The sequence below is a fragment of the Pseudomonas sp. MIL9 genome, assembly GCF_016887925.1.
Taxonomy (GTDB): Bacteria; Pseudomonadota; Gammaproteobacteria; order Pseudomonadales; family Pseudomonadaceae; genus Aquipseudomonas; species Aquipseudomonas mohnii.
In genome coordinates, this window is the sequence record NZ_JAFEHE010000016.1 from 12,619 (window position 1) to 35,605 (window position 22,987).

The window sequence follows — 22,987 nt, forward strand, 5'->3', positions numbered from 1 at the left end:
CTCAGCAGTCCAGTGGGTTGCGTTTTTCCGGGTTGATACCGAACTTGGCGATAGCCTCGGCCACCACTTTAGGTTCGATGTCACCACGGTCAGCCAGGGCTTCCAGGGCTGCCAACACCACGAAATGACGGTCGACTTCGAAGAAATGACGCAGTTTCTTGCGGCTGTCGCTGCGGCCGAAACCGTCGGTGCCCAGGACTTTGAATTCCTTGGACGGTACCCACTGACGGATCTGCTCGGCGAACAGTTTCATGTAGTCGGTAGAGGCGATGACCGGACCTTTGCGGCCGTTCAGGCACTCTTCCACGTAGCTCAGCTTAGGCTTCTGGCCAGGGTGCAGACGGTTGCTGCGCTCAACGGCCAGGCCGTCGCGACGCAGTTCGTTGAAGCTGGTAACGCTCCACACATCGGCGCCGACGTTGAACTCTTCACGCAGGATCTTCGCGGCTTCGCGGACTTCACGCAGGATGGTGCCGGAGCCCATCAGCTGAACGTGGTGCGCCGCTTCGCGGTTGTCTTCCTCGAGCAGGTACATGCCCTTGACGATGCCTTCCTCGACACCGGCCGGCATGGCTGGCTGCTGGTAGGATTCGTTCATCACGGTGATGTAGTAGAAGATGTCCTGTTGTTCTTCGGTCATCTTCTTCATGCCGTCCTGGATGATCACCGCCAGCTCGTAGCCGTAGGTCGGATCAAAGGTGCGGCAGTTCGGGATGGTGGCAGCCAGGATGTGGCTGTGACCGTCTTCGTGTTGCAGGCCTTCGCCGTTGAGCGTGGTGCGGCCGGCGGTGCCGCCGATCAGGAAGCCACGGGTACGGCTGTCGCCAGCGGCCCAGGCCAGGTCGCCGATGCGCTGGAAGCCGAACATCGAATAGAAGATGTAGAACGGCAGCATTGGCTGGTTGTGGTTGGAGTACGAAGTACCGGCAGCGATGAAGGAGCTCATGGCGCCCGCTTCGTTGATGCCTTCTTCGAGGATCTGGCCCTTCTTGTCTTCCTTGTAGAACATCACCTGGTCTTTATCGACTGGCTCGTAGAGCTGGCCGACGGAGGAGTAGATGCCCAACTGACGGAACATGCCTTCCATACCGAAAGTACGGGCTTCGTCCGGGATGATCGGGACGATGCGCGGGCCGATTTCCTTGTCCTTGACCAGTTGCGCCAGGATGCGCACGAAGGCCATGGTGGTGGAGATTTCACGGTCGCCCGAGCCGTCGAGGATCGCCTTGAGGGTATCGAGGGACGGGGTCGGTACGCTGAAGCTCTGTGCGCGGCGCTGTGGTACGAAACCGCCCAGTGCAGTACGGCGCTCGCTCAGGTAGCGGGCTTCGGCGCTGTTTGGCTCCGGCCGGAAGAACGGCAGGTTTTCCAGTTCTTCGTCCTTGACCGGAATGTCGAAGCGGTCGCGGAACAACTTCAGGCTGTCGACATCGACTTTCTTGGTGTTGTGCGCGGTGTTTTTCGCTTCGCCGGCACCGGTGCCATAACCCTTGATGGTCTTGGCCAGGATGACGGTCGGTTGTTCTTTGTGGTTGACCGCTTCGTGGTATGCCGCGTAGACCTTGTACGGGTCGTGGCCGCCACGGTTGAGCTTCCAGATCTCGTCGTCGGACAGGTCTGCAACCATCGCCTTGAGTTCTGGCGAGTTGAAGAAGTGTTCACGCACGAACGCGCCGTCTTTGGCTTTGTAGTTCTGGTACTCGCCGTCGATGACTTCGTCCATGCGACGTTGCAGGATGCCGTCGACGTCCTTGGCCAGCAGTGGGTCCCAGAAACGGCCCCAGATGACTTTGGTCACGTTCCACTGAGCACCGCGGAACACGCCTTCGAGTTCCTGGATGATCTTGCCGTTGCCGCGAACCGGGCCGTCGAGGCGCTGCAGGTTGCAGTTGATGACAAAGATCAGGTTGTCGAGCTTCTCGCGGCCAGCCAGCGAGATCGCGCCCAGGGATTCCGGCTCGTCGCACTCGCCGTCGCCCAGGAAGCACCAGATTTTTTGCTTGCCGGCAGGAATGAAGCCACGGGCTTCCAGGTACTTCATGAAACGTGCCTGGTAGATCGCCTGGATCGGGCCCAGACCCATGGACACGGTCGGGAACTGCCAGAAGTCAGGCATCAGCCAAGGGTGCGGGTAGGACGACAGGCCCTGACCGTCGACTTCCTGGCGGAAGTTGTTCATCTGGTCTTCGGTGATGCGGCCTTCCATGAACGCACGGGCGTAAACGCCTGGGGAAGTGTGGCCCTGGAAGTAGATCAGGTCGCCGCCGTGTTCGTCGGTCGGGGCCTGGAAGAAGTAGTTGAAGCCGATGTCATACAGGGTCGCACTGGAAGCGAAGCTGGAGATGTGACCGCCGAGGTCAGAATCTTTCAGGTTCGTACGCATTACCATCGCCATCGCGTTCCAGCGTACCAGCGAGCGAATGCGGCGTTCCATGAACAGGTCGCCAGGCATGCGTGCTTCGTGGGTAACGGGGATCGTGTTGCGGTAAGGCGTGGTGATGGCGTAAGGCAACTGCGAACCGCTGCGGGTCGCGAGTTCACCCATACGGGTCATCAGATAGTGAGCACGGTCTTCGCCTTCTTTGTCGAGAACCGATTCCAGGGCGTCCAGCCATTCCTGGGTTTCGACGGGATCGAGGTCTTGCATGGCTTGCTCCAGGGCGGAAAGGCTACCAGAATCGGTTGCCTGAGTTAGCGACTGGCCTTGTGGGCAGACGTTATGAATTCTTGGATTGCCGATAGGTTGTTCCGGCGGCGTGTAGTTTTACTACAAATCATCCGGCATTTCAGCCTTGTTAATGTATATACGAGTAGTAAAACTACAGATAAGCGGCTTGTGGCCCCCGGCTGCGTTGTGAGAATAATCGTCAAGGTTGGTCTTTTGCCAACCGAAAAAGGTGAAAGCTTGATGCTGGCTGCCAAGAAAAAAGAATTTTCAGCTATTTCTAACTTTTGTTCGACAGTCCTCCAGGTAGTGTGTTTGCCTGACTCACTACATGCAGCCCAATACACGCCGATCAAGGATAGACCATGAGCCTCCCTTCGCTCGCCGAACTGCCCGCCATTCTGCTGCCGTTTGTCACCCGTGCAGAGCAGTCGTTCCGTACCGCCGTCAGTGCTTTGGACGATGACCATGGCCTGTCCACCTGGACGCCTGAACGCTGGGCGCAATTTGCCCGCGTGACCGCCGCCAGCGATTTCGTGATTGAACAGAGTGTTCGTGACCCTTTGATGTTGCTGGACCTGGTGCGCTCCGGCGAACTGGATCGCCGCTTTGCTCCCGGCGAGTTATGTGCGCAGATTGCCGCGGCGGTGAGCGCCGCCGAGACCGATGATCAGCTCGGTCGCGCGTTGCGCCGTCAACGTGCGCGTCATCAGGTACGGATTATCTGGCGTGACCTGACCCGCCAGGCCGATCTGGTGCAGACCTGCCGCGACCTTTCCGACATGGCCGATGCCAGTATCGACCAGGCCTATCAGTGGCTGTACGCGCGCCATTGCCAGCAGTTCGGCGTGCCGACCGGTCGACGCAGTGGCCAGCCGCAGCAAATGGTTGTCCTGGGCATGGGCAAGCTCGGTGCGGTGGAACTCAATCTGTCGTCGGACATCGACCTGATTTTCGCTTACCCCGAGGGCGGCGAAACCGTTGGTGTGAAACGTCCGCTGGATAACCAGGAATTTTTCATCCGTCTTGGCCAGCGCCTGATCAAGGCGCTGGACCCGATGACCGTCGACGGCTTTGTGTTCCGTGTCGACATGCGCCTGCGGCCTTACGGTTCGGCGGGCGCCCTGGTCCTGAGTTTCAACGCGCTGGAGCAGTACTATCAGGATCAGGGCCGCGACTGGGAACGCTACGCGATGATCAAGTCGCGGGTGGTGGCCGGCGATCAAGTGGCCGGTGCGCAACTGCAAGAGCTGCTGCGCCCCTTCGTTTACCGACGCTATCTGGACTTTTCGGCCATCGAAGCGCTGCGTACCATGAAGCAGCTGATCCAGCAGGAAGTGCGGCGCAAGGGCATGGCCGACAACATCAAGCTGGGCTCGGGCGGCATCCGGGAAGTCGAGTTCATCGCCCAGGCTTTCCAGTTGATTCACGGTGGCCGCGACTTGAGCCTGCAACAGCGTCCACTATTAAAGGTACTGAACACCCTGGAAGGTCAGGGTTATCTGCCGCCGGCGGTGATCAGCGAGCTGCGTGAAGGCTACGAATTCCTGCGATACACCGAACATGCGATCCAGACGATTGCCGACCGCCAGACGCAGATGCTGCCCGATGGCGAACAGGATCAGGCGCGCATTGCCTTTATGTTGGGTTTCGCCGATTGGGCGGCTTTTCATGAGCAACTGATGTACTGGCGCGGCCGCATTGCCTGGCACTTCGCCCAGGTGATCGCCGATCCCGACGAAGACGATGCTGAAAGTGAAGTGGTGGTCGGTGGTGAGTGGCTGCCGCTTTGGGAAGAGGCTCAGGATGAAGAGGCGGCCTGTCGCCAGTTGCAGGAGGGCGGTTTCACTGACGCGCCCAAGGCGCTGAAAGCCCTGGCCAGCCTGCGTGGCAGCCCGCAGTTGCGCGCCATGCAGCGTCTGGGGCGCGAGCGCCTCGATGCGTTTATCCCGCGCTTGCTGGCTCAAGCGGTAGAGCACGCCAACCCGGACCTGGTGCTGGAACGGGTGCTGCCACTGGTGGAAGCCGTGGCCCGCCGTTCGGCGTATCTGGTGCTGCTGACCGAAAACCCCGGTGCCTTGCGACGCCTGCTGACCTTATGCGCGGCGAGCCCGTGGATCGCCGAACAGATCACCCGCTTCCCGTTGCTGCTCGACGAACTGCTCAACGAAGGCCGGCTGTTCAAGCCGCCCCTGGCGCCGGAACTGGCCGCCGAATTGCGCGAGCGCCTGACGCGGATTCCCGAGGACGACCTCGAACAGCAAATGGAGGCCTTGCGTCATTTCAAGCTGGCGCACCGCTTGCGGGTTGCCGCGTCGGAAATCGCCGGCAGCCTGCCGCTGATGAAAGTCAGTGATTACCTGACCTGGCTCGCCGAAGCGATTCTGGAGCAAGTGCTGGCCCTGGCCTGGCGCCAGACCGTGGCTAAGTACGGTACGCCGCTGCGCAGCGACGGGACCCTGTGCGATCCTGGCTTCATCATTGTCGGTTATGGAAAGGTCGGCGGCCTGGAATTGGGGCATGGTTCGGACCTGGATCTGGTGTTCATCCACGATGGCGATCCGCAAGCGGAAACCGACGGGCCGAAGCCTATCGATGGCGCGCAATTCTTTACCCGCCTGGGGCAGCGGATCATTCACTTGCTGACGGCCCAGACCAACTCCGGTCAGCTCTATGAAGTGGATATGCGCCTGCGACCGTCCGGTGCGGCAGGGTTGCTGGTGAGTTCGCTGGGGGCCTTTGCCCGCTATCAGGAAAATGAGGCCTGGACCTGGGAGCATCAGGCATTGGTTCGGGCTCGGGTGCTCGTGGGCAGCGAGGATGTTGGTCGGGCGTTTGAACAGGTTCGCGCGTCGATCCTGGGCAAGGCGCGTGATTTGCCGACCTTGCGCCAGGAGGTCAGCGAGATGCGCGCCAAGATGCGCGACAACCTCGGCAGCAAGAGCACTGCCGCCGGCACCGGGGCAAATGCCTTCGAGGCCACGGCGCCGTTCGATCTCAAGCAGGACGCCGGAGGTATCGTCGATATTGAATTTATGGTGCAATACGCGGCCCTGGCGTGGTCTGAAACACATCCACCCTTGCTGCGCTGGACGGACAATATCCGCATTCTGGAAGAGCTGGAGCACGAAGGCCTGATGCCCGCCGAAGATGCCAGCCTGTTGCGTGAAGCCTATAAAGCTTACCGCTCCGCCGCCCACCGGCAGGCCTTGCAGAAGGACCCGGGGGTGATTCCCGGCGACCAGTTCGCGGACGAACGGCGACAGGTCATGCGAATCTGGCATGAGTTGGGGCTAAGCTGAGGCGGGATATTTGATGCACCCGATACCCCTGTGGGAGCGAGCTTGCTCGCGATGAACTTGAGAGCGCCGCGGGGTGCCGACTTGTCGCGTTATCGTTAACGCCCATCGCGAGCAGGCTCGCTCCTACAGTGGATTTGCGTTGTTCTGTAGAATTTTCGAGGCGGGGAGGCATAAGCCTCCCCGGATCGTTTTTGGAAACCACATGAAAATTCTGATCGTTGGGCCCAGTTGGGTCGGTGACATGGTGATGGCGCAGACACTGTTTCAGTGTCTCAAACAGCGCCACCCGCAATGCGAAATCGACGTGCTGGCCCCCGAGTGGAGCCGGCCGATTCTTGAGCGCATGCCCGAAGTCCGCCAGGCCTTGAGCTTTCCGCTCGGTCACGGCGCGCTGGAGCTGGCGACGCGTCGGCGTATCGGGAAGTCCCTGGCCGACCCGTACGACCAGGCGATCCTGTTGCCCAATTCCCTGAAGTCGGCGCTGGTGCCGTTCTTTGCCGGCATTCCCAAGCGCACCGGTTGGCGCGGTGAGTTCCGTTACGGCCTGCTCAATGACGTGCGCACGCTGGATAAGGAACGTTACCCGCTGATGATCGAGCGCTTCATGGCCCTGGCGTACGAGCCGGGTGTTGAATTGCCCAAGCCTTACCCACGGCCGAGCCTGCGGATCGACCCGGTGACCCGCGAAGCGGCACTGGCCAAGTTCGGTCTGGCCCTCGATCGTCCGGTGCTGGCGCTGTGCCCCGGCGCCGAGTTTGGCGAATCCAAACGCTGGCCGTCCGAGCACTATGCCAAGGTCGCCGAAGCGAAGATCCGCGAGGGCTGGCAAGTCTGGCTGTTCGGTTCGAAAAACGATCACGCCGTGGGCGAGGACATTCGTTCGCGCCTGATTCCCGGTTTGCGCGAAGAATCGGTGAACCTCAGTGGTGGCACTTCGCTGGCCGAGGCGATCGATCTGCTGTCCTGCGCCGATTCGGTAGTCTCCAACGACTCCGGCCTGATGCACGTCGCCGCCGCCCTCAATCGTCCCCTGGTGGCGGTCTACGGTTCGACGTCGCCGGGTTTCACGCCGCCGCTGGCCGAGCATGTCGAGATCGTGCGCCTGGGCATCGAATGCAGTCCCTGCTTCGACCGCACCTGCCGTTTCGGTCATTACAACTGCCTGCGCCAGCTCATGCCGCAAGCGGTGAACGAAGTCTTGCAGCGTTTGCAGGGCACTGTGGTCGAGGTCCAATAGCTTGCGGGTACTGCTGATCAAGACTTCATCGCTGGGCGACGTGATTCATGCGTTACCGGCATTGACCGATGCTGCGCGGGCGATTCCCGGCATCAAGTTCGACTGGGTGGTGGAAGAGGGGTTTGCCGAGATCCCGACCTGGCACCCGGCGGTGGGCAAGGTGATTCCGGTGGCGATCCGTCGCTGGCGCAAGAACATCTGGCAAACCATCAAGAGCGGGGAGTGGAAGCGCTTCAAGCAAAGCGTTCGTGCGACTAAATACGATCTGGTCATCGATGCCCAGGGCCTGCTGAAAAGCGCCTGGCTGACCCGTTACGTCAAGGCGCCGGTGGCCGGCCTCGATAAAAGCTCGGCCCGCGAGCCGATCGCTGCGCGTTTCTATGATCGGCGCCTGGCGGTTGCCCGTGGCCAGCACGCGGTGGAGCGGGTCCGTCAGTTATTCGCCATCGCCCTCGGCTACGACCTGCCCAAGGGCCTGGGCGATTACGGTCTGAGCGTCGAGCGCCTGGTGGAATTGCCACGCAAGAATCCCTACGTGCTGTTTCTGCACGGCACCACCTGGGACACCAAGCACTGGCCCGAAGCCTACTGGCGCGAGCTGGCCGAGCGTGTCGGGTATCTGGGTGTCGGGGTGAAGTTGCCGTGGGGCAATGCCGTCGAAAAGGCCCGCGCCGAGCGCATTGCCAAAGACATGAAGCACGTCGAAGTGCTGCCCAGGCTGAATCTGGCCGGCGTTGGCAAAGTGTTGGCCGGCGCGCAAGGCTGCGTGGCAGTGGACACCGGCCTGGGTCATCTGGCCGCTGCACTGGATGTGCCGACGCTGTCGCTGTTCGGCCCGACCAATCCGGGCCTGACCGGGGCCTATGGCAAGTCGCAGATTCACCTGGCCAGCGACTTCCCTTGCGCGCCGTGCCTGCAAAAGAAATGCACCTACCAACCGACGGCCGAAGATGCCCGTCGGTTCGACCTGAAACGCGAGTGGCCGCTGTGCTTCACGCGTCTGAATCCTGAGCGTGTCGCGAGCCGACTGAGCACGTTGTTACTGGCTGAGGAGCTGCGCTGATGCAATTGGCATTTGTCCTGTACAAATATTTCCCCTTTGGCGGCTTGCAGCGTGACTTCATGCGCATTGCCCTGGAGTGCCAGAAGCGCGGCCACCAGATTCGCGTCTACACGCTGATCTGGGAGGGGGACGTGCCGCCGGGCTTTGAAGTGCTGGTCGCACCGGTCAAGGCGTTCTTCAACCACCGGCGCAACGAAAAACTCAGCGCGTGGATGGAGGCGGACCTGGCCAAGCGTCCGGTCGACCGCTTGATCGGCTTCAACAAAATGCCGGGCCTGGACGTCTACTACGCCGCCGATGGCTGCTTCGAAGACAAAGCGCAGAACCTGCGTAATTCGCTGTACCGGCGCTGGGGGCGGTACCGTCACTTCGCCGAGTACGAACGCGCGGTGTTCGCCAGGGATTCCAGGACCGAAATCCTGATGATTTCCGAAGTGCAGCAGCCGTTGTTCATCAAGCATTACGACACGCCGCTCAAGCGTTTCCATCTGCTGCCTCCCGGCATTGCCCAGGACCGTCGTCGCCCGGCGAATGCGGACGAAATCCGCGCCGGCTTCCGCGCCGAATTCAGCTTGAAGGATGATGAGCTGCTGTTGGTCCAGATCGGCTCGGGATTCAAGACCAAAGGCGTGGATCGCAGCCTCAAGGCCCTGGCCGCATTGCCTGCCGATCTGAAGAAACGTACCCGGCTGTTTGTAATTGGCCAGGACGACCCCAAGTTATTCCAGATGCAGAGCGCCACGTTGGGGCTCGGCGATAACGTCACGTTCCTCAAGGGTCGCAGCGATATTCCGCGTTTTCTGCTGGGTGCCGATGTGTTGATCCACCCGGCCTACAACGAAAACACCGGCACTGTGCTGCTTGAAGCGCTGGTGGCCGGGTTGCCGGTGCTGGTGAGTGCGGTGTGCGGTTACGCCCATTACATTGCCGAGGCCGATGCCGGCCTGGTGCTGGACGAACCCTTCGAGCAGGCGCAGTTGACGCAGTATCTGACGGGCATGTTGAACGACGCTCAAGCACGGGCGGCCTGGAGCCGCAACGGTGTGGCCTTCGCCGAGACGGCCGACCTCTATAGCATGCCGCAGCACGCGGCCGATGTGATTCTGGCGGAGCACGCTGAATGAAGTTGATGCTGGCTGAACCGTTCAAGAGCCTCTGGGCCGGACGCGACCCGTTCGCGGAAGTCGAGGGGCTTCAGGGCGAGGTGTACCGCGAGCTCGAAGCTCGCCGCACCCTGCGCACTGAAGTGGACGGCAACGGGTTTTTCGTGAAGATTCACCGTGGCATCGGCTGGGGTGAGATCTTCAAGAACCTGCTCACCGCCAAGTTGCCGGTGCTCGGCGCGGGCCAGGAGTGGAAAGCCATCCAGCGCCTGCAGGAAGTCGGCGTGCCGACCATGACCGCCGTGGCTTACGGCGAAAAGGGCAGCAACCCGGCGGATCAGCATTCGTTCATCGTCACCGAAGAGCTGGCACCGACCGTCAGCCTCGAAGATTTCAGCATCGATTGGGTCAGGCAACCGCCCGAGCCAAGGCTCAAGCGTGCGCTGATCGCCGAAGTGGCGCGCATGACCGGCATGATGCACCGTGCCGGGGTCAACCATCGCGACTGCTACATCTGCCACTTCCTGCTGCACACCGACAAACCGGTCACCGCAGACGACTTCAAGCTCTCGGTGATCGATCTGCACCGCGCCCAGACCCGCCCGGCGATCACCCGGCGCTGGCGCAACAAGGATCTGGCGGCGCTGTACTTTTCGGCGCTGGATATCGGATTGACCCGGCGCGACAAGTTGCGTTTCCTCAAGGGTTACTTCCAGCAGCCACTGCGCCGGATCCTCGCCGAAGAAGCGTCGCTGCTGGCCTGGCTCGAAGGCAAGGCCAAAAAACTCTACGACCGCAAACAGCGCTACGGGGATGCGCTCTGATGTCGGGCTGGACACTGGAACCGGCATACAGCGATCTGGCAGACGACTTCGGCAGTCTGGAGGCAGTGTTTGCGCTTGAGGGCGAACGCCTGACACGTGATCTGCTGTCCGAGGTCATCCGCGTGCAGCGCAATGGCGTCAATTATTACGTCAAACGCTATGTCGGGGCAGGCAAAGGCCTGCGCCGCTACCTCGGCAAGCCGAGGGTGAAAATGGAATGGCAGAACCTCAAGCGCTTCGCCAAATGGGGCATTCCCACCGCCGAGGTAGTCGCGTGGGGCCTGGAGCGACGCGGCGCGGCTTACGATCGAGGGGCGATGATCACCCGCGAGCTGCCGCATACCGAAGACTTGTCGGTGCTGGCCGGCCGGCACGACCTGAAACTGGCCGACCGGGCGTGGGTCGACACGGTCAGCCGCCAGTTGGCCGGCTACACCCGGACCATGCACGATCACCGCTTTACCCATAACGATTTGAAATGGCGCAACCTGCTGATCGACGATCAGGCCAGGCTGTTCCTGATCGATTGCCCCAACGGTGATTTTTGGCGCGGTTTCTGGCTCAAGTACCGCATTACCAAGGATCTGGCGTGTCTCGACAAGGTTGCCAAGTATCACTTGTCGGCTACCCAGCGCCTGCGCTTTTACTTGCAATACCGTCAACGGACCCGGCTCAATGCGGCCGACAAAAAACGGATTCGGCACGTGGTGAGATTTTTCGAGGGGCGTGAATGACTGATTTCCTGGCGGCTGAAGACCGTGCGCTGCTTGAGCGCCACGGTCTCGGCACATTCGAGGCCCTCTGGACCCGGCAGTTGGATGCCGTGGACGAGCCCAACTCCGTTGCTGGCGGCTGGAGCAGCGTTTTTCGACTGAACCTGGAAGGTCATGGTTTTTACCTCAAGCGCCAGAGCAACTACCTGATGCGCACTTTGCATGCACCTTTTGGCGAGCCCAGTTTTGCCCGCGAATTTCGCAACATCAGCCGCTACGAAAAGCTCGGTATTCCGGCGTTGGAAGCGGTGTTCTACGGTCAGCGCAAAGTCGATGGCGAAGTCCGGGCCATTTTGCTGACGCGCGCGCTGGATGGCTGGGATGACCTGGATTCGCTGTTGCAGCGCTGGTCGGACCTGAGCGAGGCGCAGCATTCGGCCATCTTGCGGGCCTGCGGGCAATTGGCGCGGCTAGTGCACAGCCGGCGCCAGGTGCACGGCTGTTTTTATCCCAAGCACATATTTCTGCGCGCCACCGGTGACGGCTATCAGGCCCAGTTGATCGACCTGGAAAAGACCCGGCTCTTGCTGTTTGGTCAGCGTGACCGGATCAAGGATCTGGAGCCGTTGCTGCGTCGGGCGTCTGTGTGGGGTGCGGCGCAAGTTCGCGAGCTGTTGGCCGCGTACCTGGATCAAGCGCAGGACAGTTCGCTGGTCGATAGCTGGGCAGAGCGGCTGACCGCGCGCCGCGACCACAAGGAGCAACGCTGATGCGTTTGTCCGAGCTGAAAAACGCTGGCCGCAGCCCGAGCCTGCCGCTCAACCTCTCGTTGGCCGATGCCGCCGGGCCGGCCGATTTGCAGTTGCTGAGCCTGTTACGGGTTTTACCGGGGCAGCGTTATGTGGGCGCCGGTATCTGGCGCGGACGCCCGGTATTGGCCAAGCTGTTGGTGGGCAGCAAGGCGGCGCGACATTTTCAGCGAGAGCTGGCTGGCGTTCGTTTACTCGCCGAACAAGGGCTGACCACGCCACTGTTGTTGGCCGATGGCCTCAAGGATGGCGAGGGCGGTTGGCTGCTGTTCGATTTTCTTGAGGGCGCCGAAAGCCTCGATGATGCCTGGAAGCGGGTTGAACACCTGCCAATGCTGGCCGATGAGCAATCAGCCGTCCTCGCAGAAGCCCTGGGCGCGATCGGGCAAATGCACCGCAAGGGCCTTTGGCAGGAAGACTTGCACCTGGACAACCTCTTGCGCCAGGGCAATCGCCTCTATTTGATCGATGGCGCCGGGATCCGCAGCGAAACGCCTGGCCAGCCATTGTCGCGCCAGAAAGTCCTGGAAAACCTCGGGGTGTTTTTTGCCCAGTTGCCCAAGTCGATGGAGCCGTACATCGAGGAGTTGCTGGTCTATTACCTGCTGAGCAACGGCGAGCACGCCTTGCCCATGGAGGCCTTGCAGAAACAGATCGACAAGGTCCGCAGCTGGCGCCTCAAAGACTTCCTGATCAAGGTCGGTCGCGATTGCACGCTGTTCAGTGTCCGGCGTGGCGCATTCGGTTTGCAGGCCATTCGCCGCGAGGAAGAGGCGGCGATGCTGCCGGTTCTGGCGCAGGCCGATGCCTTGCTCGATCAGGGCCATCTGTACAAGACTGGCGGCGCGGCGAGCGTCGGTAAGGTCGAGGCGGGCGGTCGTACACTGGTCATCAAGCGCTATAACATCAAGGGTTTCGCCCATTGGCTCAAACGCTTCTGGCGCCCGAGCCGTGCCTGGCATTCCTGGCGCGAAGGCAATCGCCTGGCGTTCCTTGGCATCGCTACGCCCAAACCCCTGGCGTTGCTGGAGAAGCGTTTTTTCTGGCTGCGCAGTCGTGCCTATCTGGTCACCGAGTATCTGCCGGGGCCGGACATCATCGAGCGTTTTGCGCCTTACGTTGAAAATGGCGACGCTCCAGAGGCCGAACTGTTGGCGCTGGATCACCTGTTCGCCGAATTGATTCGAGCGCGCATCAGTCATGGCGATTTCAAGGGGCACAACCTGTTCTGGCAACAGGATCGCTGGGCGCTGATCGACCTGGACTCGATGTGTCAGCACGGCTCGCTCGGCAGCTTCGCGCCGGCGTATGCGCGGGATCGGGCGAGGTTCATGCGTAACTGGCCGCAAAGCAGCGCCCTCTATCGAGTCATCGATGAGCGTTTGCCCAAAGACATCATCAGCGCTGACTGAATCGCCTTCGTAAGCAAGTTGAGGAGGCCTGAACAGCCAGCAATAAATCGGGACAAGTCCCTGGGAATTGTCCTACGCGATCTTGAGAAGCCATGAACTGTGGCCAGAATTACCACGGTGCTAGTTTGCCTGACGTTCTCGGAGGGCAGACTTTGACAATGAAAATGGCGGTTGCATGGGGTGCCATCGCACTGATGCTGGTGGGTTGCGGCACCGTCACAACGGTGCTGCAGGATGATGCAGACGCGGCTCGGGGGCTTCGAAGGCAAAAAACCTATTGCCAGTCCATTCCTCGGGTCTACAGCGGGTTGGCCTACGATTTTTGTGTATTGAATGCGCCGCCCGATCCCACGGGTATCCTCGTTCCATTCATTCTGCTGGACCTTGCCCTGTCGGGGGTACTGGACACCGTTGTGTTGCCGTACACGATTTACCAGCAAGGCATGGAGGGCAATGTCCGCATTTACTGGCGGCCTGCAAGCGGATAATCAGTGATGCGGTCACCGCTGTGAGTGCTTGCCGCTGCTTTTAAGCTATAATCCCGCCCTTTAGCTGTCTCTCGCCACTTGCGAGGGCGCATTATTTTTTGAGGCGCGTTGCGCCTGCATGCAGACTAAAGAGGCTAGACCCCTGTGGCATTGACGATTCTTGGCCTGTCCGGCGCCCTTAGCCATGATCCTTCCGCAGCCTTGTACATCGACGGCAAGCTGGTCGCGGCGGCTGAAGAAGAGCGCTTTGTGCGCGATAAACATGCAAAGAACCGCATGCCCTACGAATCGGCGAAGTTCTGCCTGGAACAAGCCGGCATCAAGCCTTCCGACGTTGACGTGGTAGCGATTCCGTTCGCGCCCATCAGCCTGTTCGGCAAGGCGCGCTGGCATTACGCCAAGCGTTACTGGTACGCCCCGGACCGCGCCCTCGACGCGATCCTGATGGGCAACCGTCGCTACAAGCGCTATCGCAACAAGATCGTCTGGTGCCTGGAACAGCTGGGCTTCGATCCGAAGAAAATCAAGATCGAGCCGGTCGAGCACCACTTGGCCCACGCTTCCAGCGCTTACCATTGCTCCGGTTTCAAAGAGAAAACCGCGATTCTGGGGATCGATGGCAAGGGCGAATACGCCACGACCTTCTTCGGTTACGGTGAAAACGGCAAGATCCACAAGATCAAGGAGTTCTTCGATCCTGACTCCCTCGGCGGCCTGTACGGCGCGATCACCGAGTTCCTCGGTTTCGAGATGCTGGACGGTGAGTTCAAGGTCATGGGCATGGCGCCGTACGGCGATGCCAGCAAGTATGATTTCTCGCGCCTGGCCTCGTTCGAAAACGGCGAACTGGTGATCAACACCGACTATGCCAACGTCATCGGTCTGCGCCGCTATAAAGAGAAGGGCAAGGGTTTCTACTTCTCGCCGAAGCTGATCGAGTGGCTGGGTCCGAAGCGCGAAGGCGACATCGCCGACGAGCCTTACATCCACTACGCCGCGAGCATGCAAGCGCTGTTCGAAAAAATCTCGCTGCAGATGATCGACTACTACCTGGGTGACGTGCTCAAGCAGACCGGCAAGCTGGCCTTCGCTGGCGGCTGCGCACTGAACGTCAAGCTGAACCAGAAAATCATCGCCCGCGACGATATCAAGGAGCTGTTCGTGCAGCCGGCGTCCGGCGATGCCGGCACCGCAGTCGGCGCCGCAGCCTATGTGTCCCACGCCCGTGGCGTGCCGGTCGAGAAGATGGAGCACGTCTACCTCGGCCCGTCGTACAGCAACGAAGATGTGATCGCCGCGTGCGCCCGTCACGAGAACAAGCCGAAATGGCGCAAGCTCGACAACATGCCGGAGCAGATCGCCAAAATCATGGTCGATGGCAACCCGGTGGCGTGGTTCCAGGGTCGCATGGAGTTCGGTCCGCGTGCCTTGGGCGGTCGTTCGATCATCGGTTGCCCGAGCGTGCCTGGTGTGGCGGATCGCATCAACCACCAGATCAAGTTCCGCGAGCGCTGGAGGCCTTTCTGCCCGTCGATGCTCGACACCGTGGCACCGCAAATGATCAAGATCGATCACCCGGCGCCGTTCATGACCTTCACCTTCGAAGTGGCTGAAGAGTGGAAAACCCGCGTGCCGGAAGTCGTCCATGAAGACGGCACTTCCCGTGCCCAGGTGCTCAAGCGCGAATACAACCCGCGCTATTACGACATGATGAAGGCGCTGGAAGTCCTGACGGGTAACGGCGTGTCGCTGAACACCTCGCTCAACCGTCGCGGCGAACCGATGATCTGCTCGCCGACGGATGCCTTGAACATGTTCTTCGGTTCCGATCTACAGTACTTGATCATGGAAGACATTCTGGTGGTCAAAGAGGGCGCTGAAGGGTACGGCCTTGACTGAAACACTGATCAGTATCGTGATCCCTGCTTACAACTACGCCCGTACCCTGCCACGCGCAGTGGAGTCGGTACTGGCGCAGCTGGATGAGGCTGCCGCGGATTTGTTGGTTATCGATGATGGTTCGACCGATGAAACGCCACAGGTCTTGGAGAAGCTTCTCCGCGACCACCCGGGGCGCTTTCGTGCCTTGCGCAAAGCCAACGGTGGCGCGTCTTCGGTTCGCAACCGCGGGATCGAGGAGACCAGCGGTCACTATCTGATTTTTCTCGATGCAGACGATGAGATGGCTCCCGGGGCGCTGGCTGCATTGACTCAACACATCGCCAGTAACCCGCAAAGCCGGATGGTCATTGGTGGGCACTGGTCGGTGTTCGCTGATGGCAAACGCAGCCTGCATGTTGTGAGGCCTTTACCGGATACGGCTCGGCAGCGGGTGCAAGGCTATCTGCTGTACAAGAGCATATCGGTTTCCAATGGCGCCTGTGCGATGCATCGGGATGTTTTCGTCGCGGGAAATTATCCCGAACACTTGCGAAACGTTGAAGACATTCCAGTGTTCGCCCAAGTGTTCGCTCGCTACCCCTGCAGTGTGCTGAATCAGCCTTTGGCGCTCATTCACAAGCATGACGACAGCATGCGCAACGATCTGACCCAAAGCCTTGCCGCGGGTACGGAAATGATCAACGACGTTTTTTCCAGTCAGCGTATGCCTGAAGACTTGCATGACTTGCGCCAAGCGTTTCTGGCGCAGCGTTACCTGTCATTGTTTCGCGATTGCTACTCCCGGCGCGAATATAAGCTGGCCAGGAAATTCTACTTTCAGGCTCTGCGCTCCGACTGGCGAACGTTCGCTCGCTGGTCCTACACCCGCAAGGCTTTACGTCTGCTGTTTCGATGAATGGGCGGCGGTGATGATACAGTGCGCACCGTTTTTTTTATTTGTCTCATTTGGTCGCATTGCCAATGATCGGGCGAAGTGATGGGGTTGATCGCCTGACATCATTACTTCTGCGGGCGTTGGATTGACGGCGTACTTTGCTCGTGTTGTGAGGGGTTGGGTGATGGGCAGGGATGGTAGAGCGGGGGCTTATGTCGCCCGGATTGTTGATAAATACCCGGTTCGACTGGCGTTCTGGGGCAGTTTGCTGTTGTCCCTGATTGCGGTGATGGGCACTGCGACGGTGGGGCGTGATGCCGCGTTATACATCGATATTGCCCAGCAAGTTTCGGAGCACGGGCCGAGTGTAGCCTGGAAGCATTTCGACTGGCCGTGGTTTTCGTTTTTGCTGGCCGGTACCCACCTCGTCCTGCGCTTGCCATTGGAGTTGAGCGCCTATCTGTGGTGCGGTCTGTTTCTCGCCGGCACCTGCGCATTGATGGTCGATTGTGTTCGTCGGCGCTCCCCGGATACCGCTCGTTGGGCCTGCCTGGTGGTCCTGGCGATGCCTGCGGTCAATAGCTTTCGAAATGACATCATCCGCGAATACGGTTTCTGGTTTTTCTGCACGCTGGCGCTCTGGCTCGCGCTTCGATGGCAGGACCGTGGCGGTTGGCTGCGTGCGGCGCTCATTCACCTGGCCATTGTGGCGGGACTTTTCTTTCGTCTTGAGGCGGTGCTGTTGTTCCTTGCGCTGGGTCTGTGGCAGCTGCCGAATCTATGGTCGCCCACGCATCGCTCGCGGTTCATGCAGTTCGCTCTTTTGCCTGTGATCGGGTTGTTCGCTGCCTTGGTGTCAGGTGCGTTTTTGGCTCCGCGCCTGATGCTCTATCTGGAGATGATCACCCCTCGTAACGTGTTCGCGTCATTCCAGATGTTGTCTGAGCAGTTTGGCAATTCGCTGGTCAACAAGTACTCGCGGGACGAAGCGGGGCGAATTATTTTCTTTGGCATTCTGGCGTCCCTGTCGATCAGCTTTGTGAAGCTGATGGGGCCTTTTGCTGTTCCTTTCGTGCTGCGACGCAATTGGGGTGCTTTGAGCGCCTATTGGCGTGACTATCGTCCGTTTGCCTGGGCGGCCTTGCTGTACGCGGTGGTGTTGGTTCTGTTCTTTATCAAGGAGCAGTTCATGAACACGCGCTATGTGAGCTTCTTGAATTTGCTGTTTGTGCCCGTGTTGGCGATGGGCTTGTCGGCTTTTGCCCGTCAATTTCCTCGCGGGTGCAAAGCGCTGGTGGTGCTGGGGCTTTTGGTGATGCTGTCCAACGTCCTTTCCTTCGGTGCCGGTAAAACCCATTACATCGAGGCGGGACACTGGATGGCTGCCCATACCGAGTCTGGTGAATCAGCCTACTTTGAGGATGGGCGCATCAGCTATTACGCTGGGCGTGGTTACGTTCTCCCGCTGCTGACGCGTGAGGAGGCGATGTCTGCGCAGCATGCCGGGGAGTACCGGTACTTTCTCATTGATGCGAAGGAAGGCGAGCCATGGCTGAGTGCATGGCTGGCGGAGCACAATCTGCGGATCTTGGCCCATTTCGCCAATCGAAAGGGCGCCACGGTGTTGGTTATAGGCCGGTAAGGCTTAACCGATCAACAGGCGCAGGCGCTTGATGAGTGGAGCCTGCTGCTGGCTTGGCAGGGCCTGGCGGTAGCCTTCAAGAAAGGTGGTGCCAGCGTCTTGGCCCAGCAGCCACTGCCGGTCTTCCTTGTAGCGCAGCAGGTGAGCAAAGTTGCGCAGGCGTTTGCTGTTGCTCATGGCGCGTTTCTGGCAGTGCAAGTCAGCGATATCGATCAGGCCCAGCGTTTTCTCCGGGGTCAGAACCACATTGCCAAAGTGCAGCGATCGAAAGTACACGCCCTTTTCATGCAGTTGGGCGATGAAGCCTCCGAGCTGGAACCTCAATGCATCAGCCTCTTCGGTGCTATTGTGCAGTTGACGAACTGTCGTGCCTTCCAGGGGGCTGTAATACACGCAGTCTCGTTGAATGCTGGGGATGCGGTACACCGCAACAACTGTCGGGCAGAGAATGCCGCGTTGCTTCAAGGCCCGAGTGTTGTCTGCGAAGCGTTGAGCATAAGGAAAGAGCAGTGCCGAACTGAGCAATCGCTTGCGACGGAACAGTTTGAGCATCTTTCCGTCAGTCAGCCTGAGTACCTTGTCGCCGGAACCATCAGCTTCCAGTACGTGTGCACCTTTGCGCAGTGCCTCGTAGGTGCTGTGATCAATCGCTTGCATGCCTGACTCCCAATCATTAGGCGGTTATCTTAACCGACTTGGTCGGGAGGTGGCTTCCTGTCATGTTTATTGGGGCCGTTGGGGCGTGTGATATCATCGGCACCTTACTGATTTGTGCGGATTACCATGAGCAATCCTGAACCGAAAGCCCAGTCCACGCTGGCGATCTATTTCCGTCTTTTGACTTACGTTCGGCCTTATGTCGGCATGTTCATGCTGAGTATCGTGGGCTTTTTGATCTTCGCATCGACCCAGCCGATGCTCGCTTATATCCTCAAGTATTTCGTTGACGGCCTGGCCAATCCCGAGATCAGCCTGTTTCCGGGCAATCCTTATCTGGGTAAGTTGCAGTTGCTGGAAAGTGTGCCGCTGATGATTATCGCGATCGCGATCTGGCAGGGGATTGGTTCATATCTGGGAAACTTCTTTCTCGCGCGGGTTTCCCTTGGGCTTGTGCATGATCTACGGGTGGTTCTGTTCAACAAGTTGCTGGACCTGCCCAATGGTTACTTTGACAAGAACAACTCCGGCCACCTGATTTCCCGCATCACCTTTAACGTGACGATGGTGACCGGTGCTGCGACCGATGCGATCAAGGTGGTTATTCGCGAAGGCATGACCGTGATTTTTCTGTTCTGCACCCTGTTGTGGATGAACTGGAAGCTCACGCTTGTCATGGTGGCCATCTTGCCGGTGATCGGCATGATGGTGAACAGCACCAGCCGCAAATTCCGCAAGCAAAGCAAAAAGATCCAGTTGTCGATGGGCAATGTCACCCACGTTGCATCCGAGACTATCCATGGTTATCGCGTGGTGCGCAGCTTCGGTGGCGAAACCTATGAAAAGAAGCGCTTTTTAGAGGCCAGCCAGAGCAATACCGACAAGCAACTGACGATGACCAAGACAGGCGCGGTTTACACGCCGGTGCTCCAGCTGGTGACCTATAGCGCCATGGCCGTGGTCATGTTCCTGGTGTTGTACCTGCGTGGCGATTCGTCTCCTGGCGAGCTGGTGGCCTACATCACCATGGCGGGTTTGCTGCCCAAGCCAATTCGCCAGCTTTCGGAAGTCAGCTCGACCATCCAGAAAGGTGTGGCGGGTGCCGAGAGTATTTTCGAGCAACTGGACGAGCCTGCAGAGGTTGATCAGGGCACCGTTGAGCCAGATCGTCTCGAGGGGCGTCTGGAAGTGCGCAATCTCAGCTTCAGTTACCCCGACAGCGACAAACAGGTTCTGGATGACATCAGTTTCACTATCGAGCCTGGTCAGATGGTCGCGTTGGTCGGGCGTTCAGGCAGTGGCAAATCCACCCTGGCCGGTCTGATTCCACGCTTTTATCAGCACGAACAGGGCCAGATTTTGCTCGATAATGTGCAGGTCGAGGATTTCACGCTACGCAGCCTGCGTCGGCAAATTGCCTTGGTGACCCAGCAAGTCACCTTGTTCAACGACACTGTTGCCAACAATATCGCCTACGGTGATCTGGCAGGTACGCCGCTTGAAGAGGTCAAGAAAGCGGCGACTGAGGCCTATGCCGACGAGTTCATCGCCAAGATGCCGCAAGGCTACGAAACGATGGTCGGTGAGAATGGTGTCTTGCTGTCCGGCGGTCAACGTCAACGCATCGCCATTGCTCGAGCGCTGCTCAAGGACGCACCGTTGTTGATCCTGGACGAGGCGACTTCGGCTCTGGATACCGAGTCCGAGCGACATATCCAGGCAGCCCTGGATCACGTGGTCAAGAACCGCACGACGCTGGTGATCGCTCACCGCTTGAGCACCATCGAAAGGTCTGATCTGATTCTGGTCATGGATAGCGGTCGAATCGTTGAGCGCGGTACGCATGCGCAGCTCTTGGAACTCAATGGCTATTACTCCCGCCTGCATTCCAAAGAGTTCCAGGAAGGAGATGAACCACAACCGACACATGTGATCGGCATATGCTGACGATTTTCCGCGGCTGGCGCGAGCGTGGCTGGACCGAAATCGACCGTGAAACCTATGAGCAGGCGTGGCAGCGTTTTGGCGGCAGTTTCGCCACCCACCCGGTGGTGGTTGAGCGTTTGTCCGGGTTCGTTGGCGTCGAGCTGCGTTATCTGGGTTGGTTAGTCGACGGTGCAGTCGTGGCAGCTGTTGCCTCTTGGGGGCGTCATGTGGCCTTGTCCAAGGAAGTGCTCAAGCGAGAGGGTAAGCGCGGGCTGCTCGACATGGGGAACGCAGAGATCATTCTGCCGATCGCCCCGGACGTTGTAGTGCCAGTGCGTCAGCGAATGGCTTATGTCTCGCAGCTCAATGCCGCACAGATCAGCACATTGCGTGCGCAACCTGAGGGGCTCGCCCTGGCGCGAGCGCCGGAGGACTACTCGAAGAAGTTTCGCTACAACCAGCGTCGAGAACAACGCCTCCTGGAAGAGGCCGGTGGCGCATTGATCCCGATGGCCGAGCTGACGCCTCAGGAGCAGGCGGCAGCGTACAGCGACCTGTTTGAGCGTCGCTGGGGATTTGCCGTTCCCGGCAAGGCAGGTTTGATAGAGGTCTTCACTTTACTGCGTGAGTTCATGACCGGCTCGGTGGTGATGCTGGACTCGGCACCTGTTGCCATTCAGATTCTTTATCGCGTCGAAGCGCCGCAGTGGGTTTCGCTGGAGTACATCAACGGCGGTGTGGACCCCCAGAGTCGTGAGTTCAGCCCCGGCAGTGTGCTGAGCTTCGTCAATACCCAGCAGGCCTGGGCGGATGCCCAGGCACTGGGCAAGACTCTACGGTATTCATTCGGTCGTGCAGACCGCGAGTATAAGGATCGCTGGTGTCATACTGTGCCGGTCTATCAGGTTTGAACTCATGAACACCCGCAAGCAACGGCTTCTCAAGGCACATCGACGCAACAAACGCCTGTTCCTCGTCGTTTTCCTGCTGTCGCTGGTGGTCATCGGTTTCTCGCTAAAATGGTGGTTGGTGCCGCTCCTGCTCGTCCTGGCTTGGGTGGCGCACGAGGCATGGTTTGCCGATCATCTGTTTTATCGGGCCAGTGACGATTATCAGTACGAATTCCCGCCAGGTACGCCGTGTCAGACGGTGAGCGTGGACAACGGCGTTGTGCGTTTGGGCGAGCCGTTGGCCGAGGGCGAGACGCTCATTCTCGAACTTGAGTTGAAGAGCTCCTGGCTGGGGCGCTGGCTTGATCCGTACATCGAGGTCGGTGATGACCGCCAGGATTTTGAGCGTGGCGTCAAAGGGCGGCGTTTCCTCAACGTTTCAGGGCAAGGCGATGCGCTTGGGGAGAACTGGCTGACGATCAGGGGGCGTTATTGCTCCATGGCTGCCAAGGGCAAGCTGTGGGTCATGGTCAATCCCGATTACGCTCGCCAGCGCGTGATGGTCATGGCGCCGCACGCCGACGACGCTGAGCTGGCGGCATTCGGTCTTTACAGTCGCGCCGAAGAGGTCAGCATCGTCACGCTGACCCAGGGTGAGATCGAAGCCGATACCTATCAGCGCCTGGGCCTGAGCCCGGCTCAAGCCGCGCGATTGAAAGGTCGTCTGCGTAGTTGGGACAGTCAGGCCATCCCCCTTTGGGGCGGGGTGCCCGTCAATCATTGTCTGCAGTTGGGTTATTACTGCCTGCAATTGCCCTTGATGGCCCAGGACCCGGCCAAGGCTTTTGGCTCGCGCGAGTCCGGCGACAGTGACGTGCGAAGTATGCGTCGGCACAACTCGTTGCGTTTGCCCGCCGATGTTGACGGTGCGCCGACCTGGCAAAACCTGGTTGCCGACCTGAAATCATTGCTGGAGCACTTTCGCCCGGAGGTGATCGTGACGCCCCATCCTGAACTGGACCCTCATGGTGATCATGTTGCCTCCACTCGCGCTGTTCTTGAGGCAATCGCTGCCAGCGCCTGGAAGCCGAAGACTTTGCTGATGTACGCCAACCACCTGCATGACAATGATCGCTGGCCAATGGGGCCTGCCGGGGCTGGCATCGCTTTGCCTCCCGCCGTCGAGCCGCTGCCCGCCGACAGGCTGTGGAGTCCGCTGCTGTCCCGGGATGTGCAATTGGACAAGGCGATGGCCCTGGCGATGGAGCATGACCTGCAAGGGGCGCCGGTATTCAAACGGCAATTGCGACGCTGGATTCAGCAGGTTTTGGCGTGCCGGCGCTGGCCAGTCACGGGCAGTAACGAGTTTTTCCGCAAGGCCGTCCGGCGCCATGAATTGTTCTGGGTACGCGACGTTTCAGAATGAAGCGGACGGCGCTTGCCCCTGTGTTAATATCGCGCCCCTGTTCATTTTGTATGT

18 protein-coding genes are annotated in these 22,987 nt (G+C 59.6%); 16 read left to right on the forward strand and 2 right to left on the reverse strand.

The window, feature by feature from the left end; genetic code table 11:
* Nucleotide 1: 1 nt before the first annotated feature.
* Nucleotides 2-2,647: a pyruvate dehydrogenase (acetyl-transferring), homodimeric type gene (gene aceE, locus JQF37_RS17795; RefSeq protein WP_047536585.1), complete on the reverse strand. Its 2,646-nt coding sequence runs from the start codon at nt 2,645-2,647 to the stop codon at nt 2-4.
* Nucleotides 2,648-2,719: 72 nt separating this feature from the next.
* Between aceE and JQF37_RS17800 the strand changes: the two genes are divergently transcribed.
* The 13 genes from JQF37_RS17800 to JQF37_RS17860 all read left to right on the forward strand — a co-directional run bounded on the left by JQF37_RS17800 (nt 2,720) and on the right by JQF37_RS17860 (nt 18,034).
* Complete coding sequence (locus JQF37_RS17800) at nt 2,720-3,034, forward strand: hypothetical protein (RefSeq protein WP_130205025.1); 315 nt, start codon at nt 2,720-2,722, stop codon at nt 3,032-3,034.
* Nucleotides 3,031-5,967, forward strand: a complete 2,937-nt coding sequence (glnE, locus tag JQF37_RS17805) for a bifunctional [glutamate--ammonia ligase]-adenylyl-L-tyrosine phosphorylase/[glutamate--ammonia-ligase] adenylyltransferase (protein WP_130205023.1) — start codon at nt 3,031-3,033, stop codon at nt 5,965-5,967. The genes JQF37_RS17800 and glnE overlap by 4 nt, the downstream gene beginning before the upstream one ends.
* 202 nt (nt 5,968-6,169) lie before the next feature.
* Nucleotides 6,170-7,204, forward strand: coding sequence for a lipopolysaccharide heptosyltransferase II (gene waaF / locus JQF37_RS17810; protein WP_130205021.1), 1,035 nt, complete (start codon nt 6,170-6,172; stop codon nt 7,202-7,204).
* 1 nt (nt 7,205) lies between these two features.
* Nucleotides 7,206-8,267, forward strand: coding sequence for a lipopolysaccharide heptosyltransferase I (gene waaC / locus JQF37_RS17815; RefSeq protein ID WP_103403361.1), 1,062 nt, complete (start codon nt 7,206-7,208; stop codon nt 8,265-8,267).
* Nucleotides 8,267-9,391: a glycosyltransferase family 4 protein gene (locus JQF37_RS17820; RefSeq protein ID WP_130205019.1), complete on the forward strand. Its 1,125-nt coding sequence runs from the start codon at nt 8,267-8,269 to the stop codon at nt 9,389-9,391. Before waaC ends, JQF37_RS17820 begins: the two co-directional genes overlap by 1 nt.
* Nucleotides 9,388-10,194 carry a lipopolysaccharide core heptose(I) kinase RfaP gene (gene rfaP, locus JQF37_RS17825; protein WP_130205017.1) on the forward strand — a complete coding sequence of 269 codons (807 nt, stop codon included), beginning with the start codon at nt 9,388-9,390 and terminating at the stop codon, nt 10,192-10,194. The genes JQF37_RS17820 and rfaP overlap by 4 nt, the downstream gene beginning before the upstream one ends.
* A complete protein-coding gene (locus tag JQF37_RS17830; RefSeq protein ID WP_130205015.1) occupies nt 10,194-10,928 on the forward strand; it encodes a lipopolysaccharide kinase InaA family protein in 735 nt (244 codons plus the stop codon). The genes rfaP and JQF37_RS17830 overlap by 1 nt, the downstream gene beginning before the upstream one ends.
* Nucleotides 10,925-11,677, forward strand: a complete 753-nt coding sequence (locus JQF37_RS17835; protein ID WP_130205013.1) for a lipopolysaccharide kinase InaA family protein — start codon at nt 10,925-10,927, stop codon at nt 11,675-11,677. Before JQF37_RS17830 ends, JQF37_RS17835 begins: the two co-directional genes overlap by 4 nt.
* Entirely contained in the window at nt 11,677-13,128 is a 1,452-nt protein-coding gene (locus tag JQF37_RS17840; RefSeq protein WP_130205011.1) for a lipopolysaccharide kinase InaA family protein, read from the forward strand. Before JQF37_RS17835 ends, JQF37_RS17840 begins: the two co-directional genes overlap by 1 nt.
* Nucleotides 13,129-13,280: 152 nt before the next feature.
* Entirely contained in the window at nt 13,281-13,616 is a 336-nt protein-coding gene (locus tag JQF37_RS17845) for a YceK/YidQ family lipoprotein (protein WP_189340292.1), read from the forward strand.
* A 144-nt stretch (nt 13,617-13,760) separates the two neighbouring features.
* The gene (locus JQF37_RS17850) at nt 13,761-15,515 is read left to right on the forward strand and encodes a carbamoyltransferase (RefSeq protein ID WP_130205007.1); all 1,755 of its coding nucleotides are present in this window, start codon (nt 13,761-13,763) and stop codon (nt 15,513-15,515) included.
* Nucleotides 15,508-16,413 carry a glycosyltransferase family 2 protein gene (locus JQF37_RS17855; RefSeq protein ID WP_130205005.1) on the forward strand — a complete coding sequence of 302 codons (906 nt, stop codon included), beginning with the start codon at nt 15,508-15,510 and terminating at the stop codon, nt 16,411-16,413. The genes JQF37_RS17850 and JQF37_RS17855 overlap by 8 nt, the downstream gene beginning before the upstream one ends.
* A 163-nt stretch (nt 16,414-16,576) precedes the next feature.
* Nucleotides 16,577-18,034, forward strand: coding sequence for a hypothetical protein (locus JQF37_RS17860; RefSeq protein ID WP_189340285.1), 1,458 nt, complete (start codon nt 16,577-16,579; stop codon nt 18,032-18,034).
* A 3-nt stretch (nt 18,035-18,037) separates the two neighbouring features.
* On the opposite strand, the gene JQF37_RS17865 is transcribed toward JQF37_RS17860, so the two are convergent.
* Nucleotides 18,038-18,691, reverse strand: a complete 654-nt coding sequence (locus tag JQF37_RS17865) for a phosphotransferase (RefSeq protein WP_130205004.1) — start codon at nt 18,689-18,691, stop codon at nt 18,038-18,040.
* Between the two features lie 126 nt (nt 18,692-18,817).
* On the opposite strand from JQF37_RS17865, the gene msbA reads away from it, so the two are divergent.
* The 3 genes from msbA to JQF37_RS17880 are packed head-to-tail and all read left to right on the forward strand — an operon-like array spanning nt 18,818 to nt 22,933.
* On the forward strand, nt 18,818-20,638 hold the full coding sequence (gene msbA / locus JQF37_RS17870; RefSeq protein ID WP_130205002.1) for a lipid A export permease/ATP-binding protein MsbA: 1,821 nt from the start codon (nt 18,818-18,820) through the stop codon (nt 20,636-20,638).
* A complete protein-coding gene (locus JQF37_RS17875; RefSeq protein WP_130205000.1) occupies nt 20,632-21,528 on the forward strand; it encodes a GNAT family N-acetyltransferase in 897 nt (298 codons plus the stop codon). Before msbA ends, JQF37_RS17875 begins: the two co-directional genes overlap by 7 nt.
* Nucleotides 21,529-21,532: 4 nt before the next feature.
* On the forward strand, nt 21,533-22,933 hold the full coding sequence (locus JQF37_RS17880) for a PIG-L family deacetylase (protein ID WP_130204998.1): 1,401 nt from the start codon (nt 21,533-21,535) through the stop codon (nt 22,931-22,933).
* Nucleotides 22,934-22,987: the final 54 nt, after the last annotated feature.

Bases quoted from the DNA above. Each gene is read 5' to 3' on its own strand.
- msbA (WP_130205002.1), top strand. From the start codon at position 18,818: ATGAGCAATCCTGAACCGAAAGCCCAGTCCACGCTGGCGATCTATTTC.
- JQF37_RS17830 (WP_130205015.1), top strand. From the start codon at position 10,194: ATGTCGGGCTGGACACTGGAACCGGCATACAGCGATCTGGCAGACGAC.
- JQF37_RS17840 (WP_130205011.1), top strand. From the start codon at position 11,677: ATGCGTTTGTCCGAGCTGAAAAACGCTGGCCGCAGCCCGAGCCTGCCG.
- JQF37_RS17800 (WP_130205025.1), top strand. From the start codon at position 2,720: ATGAATTCTTGGATTGCCGATAGGTTGTTCCGGCGGCGTGTAGTTTTA.
- waaF (WP_130205021.1), top strand. From the start codon at position 6,170: ATGAAAATTCTGATCGTTGGGCCCAGTTGGGTCGGTGACATGGTGATG.
- JQF37_RS17820 (WP_130205019.1), top strand. From the start codon at position 8,267: ATGCAATTGGCATTTGTCCTGTACAAATATTTCCCCTTTGGCGGCTTG.
- JQF37_RS17875 (WP_130205000.1), top strand. From the start codon at position 20,632: ATGCTGACGATTTTCCGCGGCTGGCGCGAGCGTGGCTGGACCGAAATC.
- JQF37_RS17865 (WP_130205004.1), bottom strand. From the start codon at position 18,691: ATGCAAGCGATTGATCACAGCACCTACGAGGCACTGCGCAAAGGTGCA.
- aceE (WP_047536585.1), bottom strand. From the start codon at position 2,647: ATGCAAGACCTCGATCCCGTCGAAACCCAGGAATGGCTGGACGCCCTG.
- JQF37_RS17860 (WP_189340285.1), top strand. From the start codon at position 16,577: ATGGGCAGGGATGGTAGAGCGGGGGCTTATGTCGCCCGGATTGTTGAT.
- glnE (WP_130205023.1), top strand. From the start codon at position 3,031: ATGAGCCTCCCTTCGCTCGCCGAACTGCCCGCCATTCTGCTGCCGTTT.
- JQF37_RS17835 (WP_130205013.1), top strand. From the start codon at position 10,925: ATGACTGATTTCCTGGCGGCTGAAGACCGTGCGCTGCTTGAGCGCCAC.
- rfaP (WP_130205017.1), top strand. From the start codon at position 9,388: ATGAAGTTGATGCTGGCTGAACCGTTCAAGAGCCTCTGGGCCGGACGC.
- JQF37_RS17880 (WP_130204998.1), top strand. From the start codon at position 21,533: ATGAACACCCGCAAGCAACGGCTTCTCAAGGCACATCGACGCAACAAA.